This window comes from Agrobacterium sp. LEGMi-208b (assembly GCF_059511785.1).
Window position 1 is genome coordinate 101,554 of sequence record NZ_JCALIC010000003.1, and the last position, 18,354, is coordinate 119,907.

Consider the following 18,354-nt stretch of genomic DNA (forward strand, 5'->3'; position numbering starts at 1 on the left):
CAATCTCACTGATTATCACAGCGGAGCCGGGCGGCGAAGGGTAATCTCCAATGGGAACTTACATCACTCTCGATATCGGCAAAATGGAACTCATTGGTTCGAAGAACGATCCCGGGATCGATCACGGTCGCCTGTTTCACGAAAAGGATCGAAAGCCGATCGAGCGGGACCAGGATTATGCGTACGAATGCCCGAACGGCTTTCAAACAACGCTATCGGAGGTACTGCCTCGGCTTGAGATGCTCGGCCATACGCTGAGCGTGGCTCGACAAGAGTACGAGAGTGCTGTCGATATCAACATCCGGCGCAGGATCGAATATGCCAAAGACGCCGAAGAGCCGGAGCCGAGCTTCAACTTCTTCTCGTTCGATGAAATACTCGAGATAGCGGCTGAACTCGATCCGAGCGCTTTGTCGACCGCGATTGACGAGGACGACGAACAGCCAATCAGAGTACTGGCCCAGGAACTTATGGAGCGCCTGCCCTGGTACGATGCCTGGGACTATGCAGGGCGGTCATATGAGCCCGATACCGTTTTTTCGCAGAGCACGAGTGCAGAGTATGTTCTAGGCGGGTTCCACCCCTACACTGTGATGCGCTTGCTCGCTGAAAATCCACGAAACTTGACCTCTCTCGTGACTTGGGACTATGGCCCCCTCGTCTCCAATGGCTACGCAAGGGAGGAGGAGTTCACCTGCTCACGTCGTGATCGGGGTTGCTTCTTGATTGTGACGGAAGGGGGCTCTGACGCGGCGATGCTTCGGCATGCAATCAGCCTGCTTCGTCCACAGATTGCCGACTTTTTCCGCTACATAGATATGGAAGAAGGCTATCCGTTTTCCGGCACAGGCCAGCTTCATAAGTTTATGCAGGGTTTAGCCGCCATGAGGGTGCCGTTAAATGTGGTGGCCATCTACGACAATGATGCAGAAGGTTTTGCTGCTTACGGCAAAACAAATGCGATCAAGCTGCTCGCGAGCTATCGCGTCTGCATCCTACCTAATCTCGATGAATTCTCACGATTTCCAACCACGGGGCCGACCGGTCCAGCAATGGTCGATATTAATCGACGAGCAGCGTCACTCGAATGCTACCTGGATTTAAACCGGCGCGGACTTCCTGACGTGGTTGTCCAATGGGGTGGCTTTAACGACATAGTCGGATCATACCAGGGAAGTCTAAAAGGGAAGACGCAATTCATGAACGACTTCCTCGGGTACCGAGGTCAAGAAGATCGGCGCGGTGCTTACGACTTCATGAAATTGGAGAAGGTTCTCGATGTCTTGGTTGGCGCATGCGTCGCAATAGCGTCGGAAGCGGCGGCTTAAACGCAAGCAAGGCGCCTGCGCTGATCCAACGCTATTGCAGCTGCAGCTCTCCGTAGCGGCACTGTTCTCGCGTTACTCAGCGTCTCCGATACTCATCAACCCGGTCCGACCGTCGGCCACCCATTTGTCCCAGTAGCCCAAACGCGCTTTGACAAATTCTTTTCGGTCATCCGACATGTAGGGGGTCCTGTCCACGACGAGGTCCTTACCCTCAATATTCGACCTATATGGTGCCCAAAGCGGGCCCATTTCAAGTGTTGCCGGCATGGCAACGGCTTCGTAGCGGCCCGACCGGAACTTGGTAGTCATGTACTGATCATGATCTTTAATTGGGTGTAGCCGATCGAACGTCATGTAGTGTTCGCCATCCCTGCGGAGGTTTGCTCGAAGGCGGTTCAGTTGAACGTTTCCTTCAATTTCAGACCGCCGACCGTATATGAGGACATATTGCGGGATGAATGTGCGCCAGCGCGGCAACGCATCCATCAGATAATGGTCGCAGAACGATCTCTGGTTTGCAGCCTCGCTGAACCAGCTTTTCCAGCGGGCGATTTGGGTCTGTGCCTGCGTGAACTGTGATGTCGGTTGGCCGCTTTTGGTGAACATCTTCTTTTTTGGAGCTTCGATCTCAACCAAGACTGCATAAATATGCAGGCTGTCGGTTGCGATCCAAAGAAAATCTGGGACCTGCTCGAAAAAGCCCGGCAAGGATGGTTGGGTAATGAGTGCGGCGGGAAACGCGCTATGACCTGATGGTCCTGACATGCTTTGGCCACCGGGAACCATGCAAGGATGCGTTTCGAGAAACTTTTGGAAGACTGACTCGTCGTGATCCTCCGCAGCGCCGAGCAGCTCGCGCCAATCGCGCTGCACCAGCTCGCTATAGCGGTCCCAATCCAGAACTTTGGGTCCGTCTTCCAATTTATAGGTTCTCTCGGTGGTCAGCACGTCGTGATCTCTTGGTTTCTCGGGCGGTCGCACACACCGCCGCATCGGTGAAATAGTTGTGTGACGATTTTGACGTGAAGTGATCAAGCGGCCTTAACGTCAAGCTCGTCTGGAAATAACTTCTGGTGCAACAAGCATGCTCTCTCGGAGATCGTCACTGATACCATCACCGTATAGCGGTGAGCCATCAGAGAAGCCGGCCGCCAGCCATATGGCATCAAGGATCTGTCGCAAATTTTCGATCGAAATTGAAGATGGTGACGGCATATCGATGGTTCCGAGATGGACGAAAGGAGCTCTCAGTCGCTTGCTAGATCTGTGCTGGGCGCTCAAACGAACATCCTCCGATCCTTCTAATGCAGCATGGATTACCATGGCCCCGCCAGCGCCGACCGCAGACGCTATCTCACCCATCCGTTTGGCCATCTCCACAACGCGGGCCTCCAGCGGTTCGATATCGACCAAGATATCCGGGTCATCATCGACCCGCTCTCCAACCGTGATAGCAGCGTCTATAGCTCCCGAACGTAGGACGCGAAGGTACCACCGCGATTCCGGATTTGGTTTCCCTTGAACATACTGAGGCGGATCGAATTCAGACCACTCCCTCGAATTGGTTTCTGGGGTGTGCTCAGTGTAGCGCGCGGGAATGAATTTCGGCCGCACTGAACTTAGCGATCCGGGAATAACCGAGCCCGTGGTGGCGGCTTGAACTGTCACGAGTTTCATGACGAGGCGTGGCCCTGGGACGATGGCGGGCGTCTCTCCACGGCTATTCATCTGGATAAGGTTGGTAAGGACAACATGGGCAGGAGCAATGGCATCAGCGCTCGGCTTGCTGGACGCCCTTGTGGCTAAAACCTCGTCCACGATTGCCTTCAGGTGGTGGGTTAATGTTTCCGCGAGCTTGGCACGTTGCCCGCGACGCACGCCATCACTTGCATCCTCTTGAACCGAATACTGCGTCGGATGGCGCAAATGGGCCAGATCGAAAGGGAGTTCCTGGGCCGGCCCGAAGGCTGTGTTCATCAAGAGCAGGATCTGCCTATCTGTGAGTACACCTCGGGCGTATCCGAACTCAATCATTACATTCGGATTCGGCATTTTCTTGCCGTTCGACGTGGAGCCAACGAATGTGACGTCTCCGATGAAGACGTCGCATTCACGGATTTTGCCAAGAATCGTGTCACTGACATGAGGAGTGCCAGGCACACCGGACGTATCCGAATCGATAAAAATCTCCAGACCGTGGGCATCTTTCAAGTTCGCAACGGCCGCCTCGAGCGCCTGGCGAATGAAATTCCGGCATACCTTGCTGCCGCGGTCGCTTTGCCAAGAGTAAAAAAGATGAATCGGTTGCATCGCTGGACAGTAGCACCAGGGAGCGCAACTTTCGGAGGGCACCAGATCCATGATCCCCAATAAAAAGTGCAAAGCAGGAGAAGCAAAATTCGGCGCCAGCTTCTCTACGTGCAAGGCCCGATGAGCACTCTTGAACTTTCTGTCTCTGTCGTTCAGTGTCAGGTTGTGGGCCGGGGAAGAATGTATGGTGCAAATTGAAGCCTTGAATGCAAAATCGGTGCGACGTGCGCCTGACGATCTACCCTCAAGTCTGCGGAATTACATCGATTATCGAAAATCCGGCCTCAGCTTGAACCACATCGTTGGATGCCCGCTTGATTGCGGCTATTGCGTACGCCACCTGTTCGACAATTTTGCTATGAAACGGCCTCATCTCATCGTCGACGATGAGACTGCGGTTGAAGAACTGGTAAGACACTGGGCATTTCGCGCGGACACGACCCCAATCCAGATTTTCAACCGGGCGACCGACCCGTTCCTTCCCGGCGTGAAGACGCACCTATTCAGAACCCTGGAGGCCCTCGATAGTCGCGGCTTCCGAAATCCTGTCTTAGTGATCACTCGTTGGAAGATAGAGCCGGCAGACGTCGAACGACTTGAGGCGCTGACGAACCTCAAGCTGACGATCTTGGTGACGTGGTCGGGGATCGACGATGAGCGGATTGAACCTGTTTCGTCAGCTATCGCCGAAAGAAGCTTGGAGGTGCTGGCCAGTTCGGCTTCGCGCGTGAAGAAAATCCTCTATTGGCGCCCGATCATCTCAGGCTTGAATGACACGGCAGAAAACTTCGCGGCGGCGCGCAGTCTTGCAGAATTCGCCGATGCGACGGTCTTCACCGGACTTTTCTACCGAGAGGAGATTAGGTCATATTTTCGAGAAGCCGGGGTGCCGGACCTTTATTCGGACGTAGCGCGACGGAAAATTCTACCCCGTGAGGCCGAAGGTCGGATACTAGAATATTTCGAGGGGAGGCCAATTTTCCGCAAGACGTCGTGCGGGGTTGCCTTTGCGCACAGCATCGCAGATTTCAATGGCCATTTCGGCATAAGCGAAATTTGCGACATCTGTCCTGAGAGCCAATGTAAGATTTGCGAAAAACACCATCAGAAACCTAACCTGGAGGCTGTTCGGAGCCTTGCCCGTGTGGTGTCCTTGGTAGATCTCGATGGCATTGAGGTTTCTGATCGTCGGGTCGAAGTCAATGGCAGCAGCGAGGCGCAGCGCTATTTCATGCAGCACGCGTTAAACTTCCAAGTCCATGACCGCGCGCAGCCTCATCGAAAGCATCGGCACGGCCGGGCGGAGATCGGATGGGAATGATGTGGGAAAAGGCTTGGGTGGTCGATGTAGAAGGCAACGGCGCGACACCTCCTGAAATTGTCGAGATCGCTTTGATGGAGGTGGTCAATCTGCAGCCGAGTGGCCGTACGTTCCATTGGCTTGTCAAGCCAGAGAAACCGATCAGTGCAGCTGTAACCCGGATACATGGTCTCACAGACAGTGATGTCGAAGATGCGCCGAGCATCGACGATATTGCCGAGGACATCGTGAGATGGACGGATGGAAGGGTAATCATCGGGCACAACGCGCGTGTCGAACTCGATGCCATTGGCAGATCAATTCCGGAATGGAAGCCGACTGCAGCAATCGATACGCTCAAACTCGCTCGAGCGCTGCACCCCGGACTCGACTCTTACAGTTTGGAGAATCTCGGTGAAGCTTTCGACCTGACCGCTGAGGCGGGACGTCAAACAGGGCTGAAACACCACTCAGCGCAGTTCGATGTTGCACTTACCGCTCTTCTATTCGCGTTTTTGCTTGCCCCGCTGGATCGCGAAGGGCGTGAAGTCCGCTCGCGCGAGGCAGATATTCTTTTCAAAGCGCAGGAGAGCTTTCTATGAGCATGAGGAAAGTAAAGGTCGGGATTGCCGGCACGCACTCAACTGGGAAATCGACCTTCCTCGAGCAATTGGGCTCTGTTCTTTCCGCGGAAGGAACTTCGATCGGTCGGGTCGCCGATCTTGCCAAAGCTGCTCGGGACCGCGGCTTCCCGATCCTCACTGAGCATAATTTCGAAAGCACCGCGTGGATCATGGCCGAAGGCATGAGGCAGGAGGCTGAAGCGGCCCTCAGCAACGAAGCCATTCTGGTTGATCGGCCGGTCTTCGATGCGCTTGGCTATCTCTATGCTGCTCTAGAGATCTCAGGGCGATCGTTGCCAGCCCGGCAGCTCGAGGAACTTCGTCTGATCGCGCTCGCCCACGCCGGAGATTACGATGTGCTTGTCATGACGCAGCTTGATCCTTCAATCAGTCTTGGGCAAGGGCGCGACAAGAACCACGAGTTTCGGGTTGCAGCCGGCGACAAAATTCGCGCTATCGCTGAAGAAGCCGCTTTGCAGCCTGTAATTCTTACGTCTGGCAATGGTGACGAAGTGTTGAAACAGGTTTTGGCGAGTGTCCGGAGGCACGTGTCTAACTAGACGGGAAGCGCGGTCGCGCGACCTAGAATTTTGATAAAGCGTAATAGTGGGGAAAAATGCAGGAGCTTTTGAACAAGGTAATCAAGGATCCGATCCACGGATTCATTGATTTCAACGGGACGCGTGAGAACGACCTAAAAAAACTTCTCTCCGATCCCTTTTTCCAGCGCCTGCGCCGCGTTAAGCAGCTCGGTTTTTCCGATTACGTCTTCCCCTCGGCGGCTCATTCCCGGTTCGCCCATTCTCTGGGCGTCTACAAGATCGCCAAGCGAATGTTGACGGTCATTGAGCCCGAGGGATCAAGTGGGCATTGGTCGCCAAAAGCCGAAGCATGTCTCGCCGCCGCGCTACTCCACGACGTGGGCCATGGGATGTTCAGCCACGCCTTCGAGAAAGCAATGGAGTTCTTCCTTGCACGCAACAAGCTCGATGATGCGAAACGCGCAAGCCTCGAAGACGCGGTAGACCACGAGAAGGTCACGCAGAAAATTATCACCGACTCTACGATCGGCAAGGCGCTGATCAAATTTGGCGGCCCCGAATTTCCCGCCATGGTCCGCGACATCATCAAAAAGGCCGACAAAAGCTGCATCTACACATCCGTGGTTTCCAGCCAGCTGGATGCAGATAGGCTGGATTACGCGAAACGCGACGCCTACTTTGCTGGCGTATCGTCCGGCGGAATCGACCTGGATTGGCTGTTGCGAAATCTAAAGGTCGGTGAAAACGCCAATGCGCGTTTTCTTTATGTTGACAGCAAAGCGTACATCTCGCTTGAACAATTCACGGTGACGCTCTTCCAACTCTATCCGACCATATACTTGCACAAGAAAACCCGAGGGCTCGAATTCATGTTCGCTCTGCTGTTAAGCAGGGTTTTCGAACTGATTGCGGCAGACAATGTGCCTGCAACTGGCCTATCGGAGTCTCACCCATTCGTTCGGTTTTTCCGCGACCCAAGCAATCTCGACCAGGCACGTTTGCTGGATGATACTCTGTTCTGGGGCGCGCTCCACCAGTTTCGAGAGGCAAGTGACGCCTCGGTAAGCGACATAGCGACACGACTTTCAGATCGCCGAATCCTCCCGATGATTGATATCTGGAAGGTCGCCGATGAAGTCCTCGCCTTAAGGCAAGGCATCGTTGATCTCACTGCTAAAGATCGCGTCGAGCTAATCGAGGCTATATGCAAGGCTGTTGCAGCAAAACTCCAGAGGGAAACGTCAATTTGGAGCGACGGCTGTTATTATGACACTTACAACCGCCCTATTTACAAGCCGATGGGCGTAGTTGGTGGCGATCCTCAGCAGATAAACGTGAGCGTTGGTGGACAGATCCTGGACATCGCGTCCATCTCTCCCCTCGTGGCTAGCGCCGCGTCCTTCAACATCCATCGGATTTATTACGACGATCGGAAAGTCCGCAACGCAGATGAACTGAAGAAGTTTATCCGTGACGCAGTCGAGACGGAAATGGCTCGGGTCTAAAACTGAGTTTATGCCGTAGTGGCCCTTCGACCGGTAGGTCGTAGGTTCTATTGAGATAGATCTTGTGGTGAGTTCAGAGAAGCATCGGATCCAATGGTTCCCGGTGATTCTTGACTTTTTCCCCGAAGAGATGCCCGTATCCCGGTAGACAGGTGCATTGTCGGGCACGATCATCGCCAATCACACTGACTACTTCGGCCGCGCAATCTGGGGGGATACGCATGCGCCCATCACGCAACGCCAAAAATAGGGCATCGACGGTAGAGTCAGCCCCCAAACTGGCCATGGGCGTCGGATGAGACAACAAGTCGAGCGACCATGCCGGGTCGATCCCGATTATTTCCTTGGCTCGCCTGCGGCCTCGCCGCTCGTCGATTACCGGCATGAGGCCTCGTCCACTAGAAATGGCAATCGTTGCGGCTTCACCGTCGTCAAGAGAGGACGCTGCGGAGGTGAGCTCGAAGAAGACTTCGAACTCCTCATCCGAAAGATCGACTAGGGTGATATTTTCAGCCGCGGCCAGCGCCTGCAGAAATGCCTCCTCGCCGTTTCGGCGGCTCGTCTCGTGATTAAGTTCTCGGGCGACGATGTGTGTGACGAAAATTCGATTGGGGATCGCAGTGAGAATCTCGACGCCACGCCGGCAGGCGTGCAGATTGATCAACACACTCGTATCAAGCGCCAATGCTGCGGTGTTGTCACTCAGAATGCTTGAGTAGGTCATCCGTCTCTTTTTCCTCAAGCTCAATCTGATCGACGATCTCTCGCAGCTGAAGCCTACTTATTTTGAGAAGCTCTGAAAGTTGGCCCTCCGACATCAGCTCGCGCTTCCATGCCGCGTGGGCCATCAGACTCATGCGGTGTGAGATTAGCCGATCTGCATCTGCCTTGCCGGCATCGCGCCGATCGGCTTGGCCGCCGAATACTTCTCGCGCGTGGTCGTCCGTGATGCCACCGTTGTTTTCAAACCAGGACCAGGTTCCCTTTTTAACTAGCCCCAGCTCCTCCAAGCGAAGAACGCAAGCCTGACGTGAGATGCCGTACTGGTCGGCGAGGAGGATGACGAGCCGGCGCGTGGTTTTACCAGTGATCTCCTTGAGCTGACGGAAGCTCTCGCCGAAACTATCTGCCGGCGTCAGGAAGGCGCGGCCGAAGGAATTCGCATAACGCTCGTCTCGCGAGAGAAACCTCTCGTCGTCTTCCAAAACCTCCGGCATGCGCCTCGTTCCGTAGAAATGCCCGGTTTCGTGTGAGGCGGTCTGAATGCGCCGAGGAAGTGGATGGTTGGCATTAAGCAGGATGCATGCACCAACGTTGTCGTCATAGGTGAAGAGGCCCGCAACGCGAGAGCGAGAGGAGAGCCGCCGCTGGTAGAGGCGAATTCCGAGACCATGCTCGATGACGGAGAAGATATCGGCAATAGGACCCGAGCCTAATCCAAGCCAATCGCGAAGCTCCCTTGCATGAGCCTCACCCAACATTGCTGCGTCACCTTCGTTTAGACCTCGTTCAGGCGGATAGTTAAATCGGCGTTGGATCCCGAGAATATTCTCTAGTTCGACGTCGGCCTTGATCAGGTCATTGAAGAGCCGAACAGCCTCAATCGTATGTTCGTCCTCCGTCTCTCGTAGTTTTCGAAATCGCGGCACTAGATCCGTATGAACAGCCTCGCGACGCAATAGCGCGTTGACTGATACGCCATAGTGGCGCGCTAAAGCCTGTATCTCCTGGATCCGCACCCTTCGTGCGCCCTTTTCGATAGAGACGAGGGTCGGACGGGAGACGCCAATGGATTGTGCGGCATCGTCTTGGCGAACGTTAGCGGTCTCGCGAGCTATCCGGAGCCGGCGTCCAATTTCTTGCGGACTGAGCTCATTTAAAGCGGTCATGGCGACCCCCGTCCAGCCAACTTCTCAGAAAGCTTCCGTCACCTTGCGCGGACAAGAATGTCCGCCATTCTTTGGCATGCGTCATTAACATCAGTCTCAAGTTTCGAAGGGTCTGCTCATAAGGCTCCCCAGTCGCAGCCGCAATCTGGGAGGCGAAAGGGCGCAATGCTGTGTCGGGCAGTTCAGCCATCTCAGCAAGATGCTGGAAATGACGGACCCCAACACTCCCGTACTCGATCATGATATCGCGATCGGCATCATCTGAGATTTTCGTAAGGGCTGCTTTAATTTCTTCGGCAGCGAGATCCGCGATGACGTAGGTGTCATCGGGCTCCACGACTTCCGCTGCGTGAAGGCTCATCCGGCGCAGAAGGCACGCTGCGCATAGCCCGCATTGCCGGCGGCCTTCTACATTAACGATTCTGCGGGTTTGCCAGCAGGAGCGAGTTTGAACGAGGTATTCTTTCTTTTTGCCGGGCAACCCGAGGAACGCCGCCATGGTCTCTCCTTTCGTGGACCAGAGCCGCGGTTGCTCGAACCTAATATTGGCCCCAAGGAGGGCGCGCGTGAACCGCTCCATCTTTCTGAAGAAAGTCGGGAAATTTCGGTAGTCGGTATAGATATTGTAAAGTGGAACGAGCACGGGACCGAGCGCGCCTTGGCCGCTTTCAGGAACCACAATCCTGGTGATATCCGACAAGTGCGAGGCAATGGTTGCGATAGCCGCAAACTGAAATCCGCGAGATCGAAAGCTGCTCTCCTTGCCCTCGAAACCTTTCACCCTGAAAGGGATCTGCGTGAAGTAGCTGTCACCATCCAGCCTACGCTGTTTGGTGCCGGCGACGCGAATACACAATGCCTCTGCAGACGATCCGCTGAGCGCTGATACTGCACGTGAATCCAATCCGTTGCTGTATGCGATTGCGAAGGTCTTAGTCTGATCAAACACGAGCGGTATCTGCTTCGATCCAATCGGTGAGCGGTCGGTGGCTTTGATGAACGTGAATTGCCAACTGTCGCCGGTAAGAAAATTCATCGCGCTGCGAAGCGTCGTTTGGACGTCTGGCCGTGACCATGCATCGTGGTCGATAACAGGGACGGTGACGTGAAGCCTGCGCAACCAAGACGTCGGCCGCCTCCAACGGCGATCGGCAAATTCAATCGCGGCTGCCAGAACCATCCAATCGTAGTGCTTTGCGGCAAAGCCCTCCACATGGAAGGTATCGAGAATATCTGGTACGAATCTGATGTGTTTGCCGATCTCGGCGAACACCAGATTCTGCGACGTGGGGCGATGGGCGCGCTGGCCTTTTTCGAGGGTAACGAGGTGCTTCTCTTCTAAGGCGTCCGAGGCAGCGTCAGTCATCTGGTCCATCATTCACATCCTTGCGCGCGGTTCGACGGAAAGCGTTCTTGTTGCCGTTCTCGAGAGCCGCACAAACACTACCAACGTCTATGGCATTGAAGGTTTCTCGGTTTCGTTGTAGCCCTTTCGTGAAGTCCGAACGGCTCATATCGCCGACATCTCGCGCTCGAATACATTCCTCGTCTATTCGGTTTTTCGCACTGGCGAGGAATTCCCCGACGGCTTGCCCGAGAGCCAAATCTAGCGACTTCCGTTCGGGTATCCCTTCCCTCAGGTTGCACAAGAGGTTTCGCTCTAGTGCATCGCCCAGTGCGGACCTTTCATTGTTGTCAAAGATCGTTTCGGTAGCCGCCACAGAATCAAGATCCATCTGATCGCGCGAAGCCCGAGCATCGAGCTCAGCGTAAAGCCGATTGAATGACTTAATATCGCCGAGAACACTGTGGCAGGCCTGCGTGACGCGTTCTTCCTTGGAGACCGCATCGCTGACGAGGTCCTGCCCGTAGTGCTTCCATCTCGTGGTCAGTGCTGAATTTCGGAAAGGGCCATCAGTCATTATCGCCTCCAATGACCAAATATTCATCTCAAAAGCTGACAAAGTCAACATACTGAGAAAAATATCTGACAATATGGCGATGCAGCTTGAAGTCGCAACTTCGCATGGGCATTTCAGAAGGAGGACAGCCTCTCGCAAACTTAGCCATCAATGGCCTACGCGAAACATGTCCTGAACCAGGATATGTTTCTGACATGGAGGAATGTGACGATGTGGGGGGAGGTCAACTTCGGTAAGTGGAAAGGCAAGGGCAAAACGCTTCCGCAGGTCTTGGTAGCGGATCCCGACTGGTTCTTTTGGGCACTGGATGAGGGTGCATTTAAAGGGTCGCTTGCGACACAGGCAGAGAAATTGGCGCGTCGGGCAAGGTCCATAAAATTGCCGTCAGCGTTGGCGGGTACGCATTGCATCCAGCACTGGATCTCGCACGATGGCAAATATGCGCGTTTCGACCTGATTGAATCTGACCAAGGGCCGCATCACGGTTCGAGCACCGAAGTACGCCGACCCACCCTCAATATGGAGTTCCCACGTGGGATCAAGCACTACGACAAGCTCGGCTGCAAGCAACTCATGGATAGCTTCAAGTACCATTGGTTTGAAGGCAAACCTTTTAAGAAGGCAAAAGTGGTGGCGTTTTTTGACAATGTTGCGAACTTTGAAAATCCGTAGATGGCTGAGATAATACTACAAAGACACAAGCGTTTGATAAAAATGTGAGAATACGGTCGAGTTGGTTCTATTTTTACAGGGTCGAAGGTTCGTATCCGCTCAAGAGCTCAGTGTTCCTCCTGTGAGTTAATCGCTCCGAAGGAATCTCGCGTTCACCCATCCATCTCGGCCGGTTTCCGTTACAAGGATGTTCACCCATCCGGATTCCTCCTTTATGACGGCGACCACGGTCCCCGTCGGCAATATCTCAATCAACGGCGACGTTGGATCAGGCGCTTTGCGCATGTTTAGGTTGGTTATAGTTCTCGCAGGCTTTACGTTCTTTTGATCCGAGACCGGAGCGATCGCAATTTGGGGTGTTGATTTTATCTCTTTCGTGACCAGTGGCGGGAGAGGGGGAACTACGACGTCAGTTGCGATTGCGATGGAGTCGACATTTTCGATTTTTTGCGCCAATGCGGATTTAACTGCGACATCGAATGCCAATTTAAGGTCTTCTTCGATATTTCGAGATTGCCGAGCAGACGTCTGTCCTGGCGACACTTTTTGTTCGTCCGCGAGTTTGCTGTTGTTCGGATTAGGTGGAAGCGGTGTTGTCAGGGAATCACCAGATAGGCCTGCGCTTGCATCCTTGACCCCGAGCGAGACCGAACCCGAATTCGCATTTTGATATCGCGCAGAAGTGTTTTCACCGTGCGATGTTTTGGGCTTGGAAGATATGTGCGCCAAAAAAGTAGCGCCGGCAGTCATGCCAACGATGATCCAGAAACTTCGATAGGGTGCGGACATCGGTTGTTATCCTCTGTCAACTTCGACTTGTTTTAAACGAACCAGCGCGTCAAGCATCGTTTGCGGCGGCGCATTACGAAAAGTCTCTGTTGCTTCCTTTAAGCGATGTAAATCATCAGATGCGTTGCCGAGTTCGCGTTCGATCTTCGCGCGTTGTTCACCAATTTTGTTTTTGACGTCTTGAACAGCTTGGGGGTCCGTAGGGATTGACGCGTTGAAAACGAACTTCTTGGTGATCGAACTCGCCCATGCCTCCATTTCCCCCACAAGAGAAGGTCCGAAGCCCGGTATGCTACCAATACGTCCGTTGCGAACGTCCCATGCCGTTTGGAAACCGTAAGAGGCAAGCGTGACTTTGCGACCCTGCCCGATGCCAGAAATTTTCGCACGATCAATTGATTGGGATTTCATGTAGCTGATGAACTGAATTTCGCGCTTTTTCTGTTCAAGCGCGTTGAGCATCTCACGTTCTTTCGCTGGAAGCCCTGTATGAATGTTCCCAAGCGACAGATAGTGATTTCTTGTGCTCTCGAATTTCTCGGGTCCGGCTTGATCTCGCCAAATCTTTCTTTGCTCTTCCCAGGCTGTTTGGGCATTCTCGTGTTGCGCTTTAAATCTTGTTTTTATGTCTAACGAGCAAGCAGTGGTGAATATTGTGCCAACCGCAAGCGCGGTTCCCCAGAAGCCATGCACAGCCAATGCGAGGAAGGAGCCAATCGCAAGAGCCGTTGCGCCAGCAAGGACGGTGACATTGCGTTCAAATCTTGCCGCGCGGCCCGCCGCCGATATCTGCACGACGGGAAGTGGAGCGAGCGCTGCTTCAAGCTCCGGTGGTGCTGTGGGAGCAGGGATCGCTCGGATTGTCGAAAGAAGCTGGCTAATATCCATAGTGATTCAGTTAGCGACGATACCGAAGGCGTTGAGCACTTCGGGCGTAATGGTTCCGGTGACTTTCAAATTGTAGTCGGTCTGCATGGCGATCAACGCGGTTTTACTGCCTGGGCCGACCTGCCCGTCGATCAAGCCGGAATAATAGCCATACGCGGTCAACGCTGTTTGCACCTGCATCACAATCCGTTTGAACTTGTCGGTGTTGCCTGCAAGAGGTTTCAGCGGGACGGCAGGTGGTGTCGCCGGCGCACTATAAAGCGGTGCAGGTGTTGCCGGCACGGACGGTGCTACGGGTACGCTGGGTGCAGAGGGGTAGATTGAGCGCGCGGGCGGGCTATAGGATCGAGAGGGTGATGAATAGGTTGATGACCCACCATAGCTATAGCCTCCGCCGCTGCTTGATCTATGGCTTGAGTGTGAGCGATGACTGGAATGAGATCGGTGTGATCGGTGGCCCGCAAGGGTGAAAACATGTTTGAGCTTCAACCGCTCCAGGATAGTTGGAACCGAGCTCTTTTTCTCAACGACTTCGCCAATAGGCATGGCCGCTGTCTTTGACGGCAGAAAACCCGCCGCCAAAAGCGACGGGATCAGGAATAGCCGCGATTTCATAATGGCCCCAATGCAGTAAACCCCTCGCTATGATCATACCATTGAAAAAAACCACCACAAGTTTCACGAGCGCTGCAAATATCGCAAAAATCAAGATACTTTCGTTTCCAGTCTGAAATCGTTGATGGAGCATTGGAACGGTAGGATTCCGGGACGGAGCAGGCCGGGAAATTGTAGAGCCAAGCCTGTGTTCCTCGAGCTGTCACAATATCAAGCGCCCGAGCGAGTGGATCAAAATCGACAGACGTATCTTTAAACGACGATGTCCAATTCATGCGGCCATAGCCTATGCGCTCGAGCTGCATGACTGCCCAAAACGAAATAAAATTCAGCCTCGTGGCGATGAATTCGGCAAGCGCCGGCAGGTCATTCCAGTTTTGTTGCAGGATAACCGTCCGAAGCTCAACAGAGGCGCCGGCTCGCATCAGCGTTGAAAGTCCCCGTTCAAGCGTTTTAAATGCACCCTCTTTTCCTACTATTCGATCATGAACTTTGGCTGTTGCAGAGTAGAGTGGAACGCCCCACAGAACACGATCCCAACCGAAGGCTGCGATTCGTTCGACGTCATTCCCATCAAGGTGCTGTGCATTCGTTAGAACATGAAATCGGATGTCGGGTCTTGATTCAATGACGGTCGAAAGCATTTCGAACAAGCGATGCTTGTGAAGCAGCGGCTCGCCGCCGGAGATGCCGATTGTCGCACCCGATGGGGCAAGCATCGCCGCCAGAGCGAAATGCTCAAACATGTCGTGGTGATACTTTTTCGGGGGTTGCGAGCACATAACGCAAATCTGGTCGCATTGCTCGGTAACGAGAAACGTGTTGTGCTCCGAATGAGCTCGGATCAGGCGATGGGCGCTGACTTGTCCCGGCAGGAGTAGCAGCACGTCGCCGTCCATACTCTCACCGGTTCGTGCATAGACACCCATGGAAAAGCCGTTGAAATCATACTCCCGGCGGTCTCCAGCAACATCCAGCAGAACAGCATCGTGCGGACCTCGGTCTTCGCACAGTTCTTCACGGAGCCGAACTACGAGCGGAGTGTCGATCGGTAGCGGATCAACTTTGAGGCGCAAATCGATCATCGGTGAAACTTCGAAAATGATCGGTCGAACCGGACAGATCCCGACCAAATCGCGAGGGACTTCTGGACCTTGGGATCCTCTGAATAGATCAGGGAAAAAATCTTGTCGAAGATATAAGTGTGGCGCTGGCAAAAGTCAGTGAGATGCTTTGGATGGTCGATACGTCCATAACGTGATAGATCGTCGACCAGATCAACACCGCAAAAAGCCTGATAGGGACAGTGCACGCAATCGGGATGGAAGTTGTTGATCGCTTCGCCGTTCAGGACCTTGATCTTGTCTGGTTTCAGACCAGTGAAAACATCCCCCATTGACAGATCGAGTTGCCCCACACGGGTGACCATTCGCGCTTCGTCGGTCGGATAAAATTTCCCATCGTAGTCGATCACAACATAGCTTTGGCCAATGATGTTGGGGTTGCGGAGATCGGTGTGATGGTTGTGGCCTGACCGCAGGACACGCCTTAGACAGTGCGTAAAGTAATATTCTTCTACGGCCAGATTTGCATCCCAGTTGTATGAAATCAGTTCATCGATGAACAGGGAGTGATATCGGTTCCAGGCAGCAGCATTCGCCCGGGCATCAAACCTTTTGCGTGCAAAGCCCTGATAGTTGACGGGCCGCAGATAAATCGACCGGATTCCATAGTGAACAAAAGAGTCGATCAGCGCCCTTGGGGTCGGAGGATTGCGGGGGTCAACGGTTGGAAGGGCAGAGACTTTGTCGGCACCGAGCCGTTCGACCGCGGCATCAAGGTTCTCGAAGAACGCAGATGTTCTTTCCGTTGTTACGGTGCGCTGAGCCTGATGAATTTCCCGGGTTGCATCGAGTGAGGTGCTCGTGAAAACGTCTGGTTCATTCAGGACTGTCCACGCCTCGTCCGAGACTTCCTGCAGGTTTGTGCAAATAACAAACTCGCATTGATCGAACCTACCCCGACAGAATGCCAGCACCTGTTTGATAATATCCAGACGGAGTAAAGGTTCACCTCCCTGAAACTCAATCTTGATGTTGCTGGTCGACAGTCCGTCCAGGAATTCAAAAACAGCTGCCAGCGTCTTCTCGCTCCAGTCGAACCCCGGCGTACCTTCGTTCACCCGCGAAACCTGGCAGTAGCCGCAGGCGAGATTGCATCGCAGCGTGGGTACCAGGATCACGTAGTCCATTTCGGACGGGAGGTAGAGGCGACTGGCGAAACGGTGTTCAAAGCCCAGATAGGCAAGGTCACCTAATTCATCAAAAGCGTGCCCATTGGTCTTTAGAAACTGGAGATCGGCAGAACTCAGTTCGTCGCGGGCATACCGGTCAAGAAACCCCTCGTCTGCTTTGAAATAACCGCCGGCGTCATCTGCGAAAAGTACGTGCCCGTCGTTGCCGATGCGAAACTTAAGAGGAGCGACCAGCAAGGCCGGTTACTCCCTCGATCAGTATTTTGCGTAGTGGCAACGTCTGCTCAAAAATTTTCTGACGGTAGAGACAGAACTGGAAGTCCTGTTTCACGCGTGGATCGTCTGCATTCGGTCCCGTAAAGCGAACCGAACTCCCTTCCACGGTCAAGTCGACCTCCGGGTATAAATATCGGAAGCGAACGGACGCATCCGGGAGCCATGGCTGTAGCTTCTCATCGATGAACAATTCTGAACCGCTTCGTTGTGTTTCCATTTCTAAACCAGTCCACAGAGTTGACCCTCACAGGCTGCAAGACAAGAGATATACTATCTCAGGTTTTGCGAAAGGGAAGTCAAGCATTGGTCGGATGCGCCGACTTTGTGCTTTAAAAGCTCGATCCATTCGCCGTCATCGAAACCGTAAAACTGGATAACACATTCGCCTGATTCAGAGTCTGACCATTGGGCTGTCATCAACCGGCTGGAAAGCTCGTATTTCAAGGTAAGGTCCAGGTTGGCTCGGCCCCCCACGGGCAGCTTGAATACTTCTCCGGTGCGTACGTTCCCGACATAGGCGTTTGAACATCGTGCCCCGCAATCGATTTGAATGACTGCAAGTTCACCGGCAAAAGCGGGACCTTCGGCCATTCTGCTTGTGATCTTGTCCTGGTAGTTTCGAAGCGTTGCGCTCGGACCACCAAGATCGGGTGGGTTCCTGGGGCCTGAATAAATGCGCGCAACAGGCAATTGTGCAGGTTTGATCCGTGCGAGCGATATCTGTCTTTTACGTCCTGCAGCCATATTATCCGTCGGTTGCCAAACAATCGGACGATATCCCACATCAACCACCGATGTCGTCCCGCGAAGGGTCTCAAAGTAACTGATATCAGAGAGCGCCACGGAGTGGAGCGTAGCCACAGTAGCCATGTGAGCATACGCATCGGCGCCGTACCGGCGTTTGAGATCGATGAGACCCGAGCGACTTATCGTCGTCACGAAGGTTGCGACAACGGCAGAGTCTGCGACCTCGTAAAAACTCGAAATCGCCACACCACCGTCCGAGGTGCTCACTACGGGCGAACCACTTGCTGGCATTATTCCGAGATTGCCGAAGCGCTGCCTGATTGCTGCGAGGGTTGTTTTACCGAACCGAAAGTCTGAAAAATACGCGAGTTGAGATAACCCTCGGCCGTCCCATGCGGCCTCCAGGCGCACCAGTTTCTCTGTCGACTTTTCGGATGTTATGGACACCTTGACGCCATTTGCGACATTCAATGTTCCATCCACATATGCGGCGAAGCTATTCTGCCAGGTAACATTTTCCAGCTTCGACCGATTTTCGCCGATGGAATGACCGGCAATTGACTGAGCCGAAGCGCGCCCACCAGGGATGAGAGAAAGCATGGCTGCAAGACCAAGCAAGCCGACCCAACGGGAAAAAAATCGTGACTGTTCAGAGAACATTTGTGCCAGCCCCCCGCGGCAATTTTTGACACCC

General features: G+C 53.8%; 18 protein-coding genes. 6 read left to right on the forward strand and 12 right to left on the reverse strand.

The window, feature by feature from the left end:
- Positions 1-50 precede the first annotated feature (50 nt).
- The gene (locus AC5YUO_RS25870; protein ID WP_496156645.1) at positions 51-1,328 is read left to right on the forward strand and encodes a HEPN/Toprim-associated domain-containing protein; all 1,278 of its coding nucleotides are present in this window, start codon (positions 51-53) and stop codon (positions 1,326-1,328) included.
- A gap of 72 nt (positions 1,329-1,400) precedes the next feature.
- Here the strand turns inward: AC5YUO_RS25870 and AC5YUO_RS25875 are convergent, their stop codons facing one another.
- Positions 1,401-2,276, reverse strand: a complete 876-nt coding sequence (locus AC5YUO_RS25875) for a Shedu anti-phage system protein SduA domain-containing protein (protein WP_496156646.1) — start codon at positions 2,274-2,276, stop codon at positions 1,401-1,403.
- Between the two features lie 99 nt (positions 2,277-2,375).
- Positions 2,376-3,752, reverse strand: a complete 1,377-nt coding sequence (locus AC5YUO_RS25880) for a hypothetical protein (protein WP_496156647.1) — start codon at positions 3,750-3,752, stop codon at positions 2,376-2,378.
- Positions 3,753-3,822: 70 nt separating this feature from the next.
- On the opposite strand from AC5YUO_RS25880, the gene AC5YUO_RS25885 reads away from it, so the two are divergent.
- From AC5YUO_RS25885 to AC5YUO_RS25900, 4 genes are all read left to right on the forward strand, one after another.
- Positions 3,823-4,959, forward strand: a complete 1,137-nt coding sequence (locus AC5YUO_RS25885) for a radical SAM family protein (RefSeq protein WP_496156648.1) — start codon at positions 3,823-3,825, stop codon at positions 4,957-4,959.
- The gene (locus AC5YUO_RS25890; protein ID WP_496156649.1) at positions 4,950-5,540 is read left to right on the forward strand and encodes a 3'-5' exonuclease; all 591 of its coding nucleotides are present in this window, start codon (positions 4,950-4,952) and stop codon (positions 5,538-5,540) included. Before AC5YUO_RS25885 ends, AC5YUO_RS25890 begins: the two co-directional genes overlap by 10 nt.
- Positions 5,537-6,121, forward strand: a complete 585-nt coding sequence (locus AC5YUO_RS25895) for an AAA family ATPase (RefSeq protein ID WP_496156650.1) — start codon at positions 5,537-5,539, stop codon at positions 6,119-6,121. The genes AC5YUO_RS25890 and AC5YUO_RS25895 overlap by 4 nt, the downstream gene beginning before the upstream one ends.
- A 68-nt stretch (positions 6,122-6,189) precedes the next feature.
- Positions 6,190-7,608, forward strand: a complete 1,419-nt coding sequence (locus tag AC5YUO_RS25900) for an HD domain-containing protein (protein ID WP_496156651.1) — start codon at positions 6,190-6,192, stop codon at positions 7,606-7,608.
- A gap of 73 nt (positions 7,609-7,681) precedes the next feature.
- Here the strand turns inward: AC5YUO_RS25900 and AC5YUO_RS25905 are convergent, their stop codons facing one another.
- From AC5YUO_RS25905 to AC5YUO_RS25920, 4 genes are read right to left on the reverse strand one after another with little or no spacing between them, the layout of a single operon-like run.
- Entirely contained in the window at positions 7,682-8,332 is a 651-nt protein-coding gene (locus AC5YUO_RS25905; protein WP_496156652.1) for a PIN domain-containing protein, read from the reverse strand.
- The gene (locus tag AC5YUO_RS25910; RefSeq protein ID WP_496156653.1) at positions 8,307-9,497 is read right to left on the reverse strand and encodes a helix-turn-helix domain-containing protein; all 1,191 of its coding nucleotides are present in this window, start codon (positions 9,495-9,497) and stop codon (positions 8,307-8,309) included. The genes AC5YUO_RS25905 and AC5YUO_RS25910 overlap by 26 nt, the downstream gene beginning before the upstream one ends.
- Positions 9,481-10,872 (reverse strand): 7-cyano-7-deazaguanine synthase, encoded by a 1,392-nt coding sequence (locus AC5YUO_RS25915; RefSeq protein ID WP_496156654.1) that lies wholly within the window; start codon positions 10,870-10,872, stop codon positions 9,481-9,483. Before AC5YUO_RS25915 ends, AC5YUO_RS25910 begins: the two co-directional genes overlap by 17 nt.
- Positions 10,856-11,419: a hypothetical protein gene (locus tag AC5YUO_RS25920; protein WP_496156655.1), complete on the reverse strand. Its 564-nt coding sequence runs from the start codon at positions 11,417-11,419 to the stop codon at positions 10,856-10,858. The genes AC5YUO_RS25915 and AC5YUO_RS25920 overlap by 17 nt, the downstream gene beginning before the upstream one ends.
- A gap of 150 nt (positions 11,420-11,569) precedes the next feature.
- Here AC5YUO_RS25920 and AC5YUO_RS25925 point away from each other — a divergent pair, with 150 nt between their 5' ends.
- Complete coding sequence (locus AC5YUO_RS25925; RefSeq protein ID WP_496156656.1) at positions 11,570-12,091, forward strand: hypothetical protein; 522 nt, start codon at positions 11,570-11,572, stop codon at positions 12,089-12,091.
- A gap of 126 nt (positions 12,092-12,217) precedes the next feature.
- Here AC5YUO_RS25925 and AC5YUO_RS25930 read toward each other — a convergent pair whose 3' ends face one another.
- The 6 genes from AC5YUO_RS25930 to AC5YUO_RS25955 form a co-directional block, all read right to left on the reverse strand.
- Entirely contained in the window at positions 12,218-12,880 is a 663-nt protein-coding gene (locus AC5YUO_RS25930) for an SH3 domain-containing protein (protein WP_496156657.1), read from the reverse strand.
- A gap of 6 nt (positions 12,881-12,886) precedes the next feature.
- Positions 12,887-13,768 carry a hypothetical protein gene (locus tag AC5YUO_RS25935; RefSeq protein WP_496156658.1) on the reverse strand — a complete coding sequence of 294 codons (882 nt, stop codon included), beginning with the start codon at positions 13,766-13,768 and terminating at the stop codon, positions 12,887-12,889.
- 6 nt (positions 13,769-13,774) lie between these two features.
- Positions 13,775-14,383 (reverse strand): His-Xaa-Ser repeat protein HxsA, encoded by a 609-nt coding sequence (gene hxsA / locus AC5YUO_RS25940; RefSeq protein ID WP_496156659.1) that lies wholly within the window; start codon positions 14,381-14,383, stop codon positions 13,775-13,777.
- Positions 14,380-15,468 (reverse strand): His-Xaa-Ser system radical SAM maturase HxsC, encoded by a 1,089-nt coding sequence (hxsC, locus tag AC5YUO_RS25945; RefSeq protein ID WP_496156660.1) that lies wholly within the window; start codon positions 15,466-15,468, stop codon positions 14,380-14,382. The genes hxsA and hxsC overlap by 4 nt, the downstream gene beginning before the upstream one ends.
- Complete coding sequence (gene hxsB / locus AC5YUO_RS25950) at positions 15,465-16,874, reverse strand: His-Xaa-Ser system radical SAM maturase HxsB (protein WP_496156661.1); 1,410 nt, start codon at positions 16,872-16,874, stop codon at positions 15,465-15,467. The genes hxsC and hxsB overlap by 4 nt, the downstream gene beginning before the upstream one ends.
- A gap of 309 nt (positions 16,875-17,183) precedes the next feature.
- Positions 17,184-18,320 (reverse strand): hypothetical protein, encoded by a 1,137-nt coding sequence (locus tag AC5YUO_RS25955; protein ID WP_496156662.1) that lies wholly within the window; start codon positions 18,318-18,320, stop codon positions 17,184-17,186.
- Between the last annotated feature and the right edge of the window lie 34 nt (positions 18,321-18,354).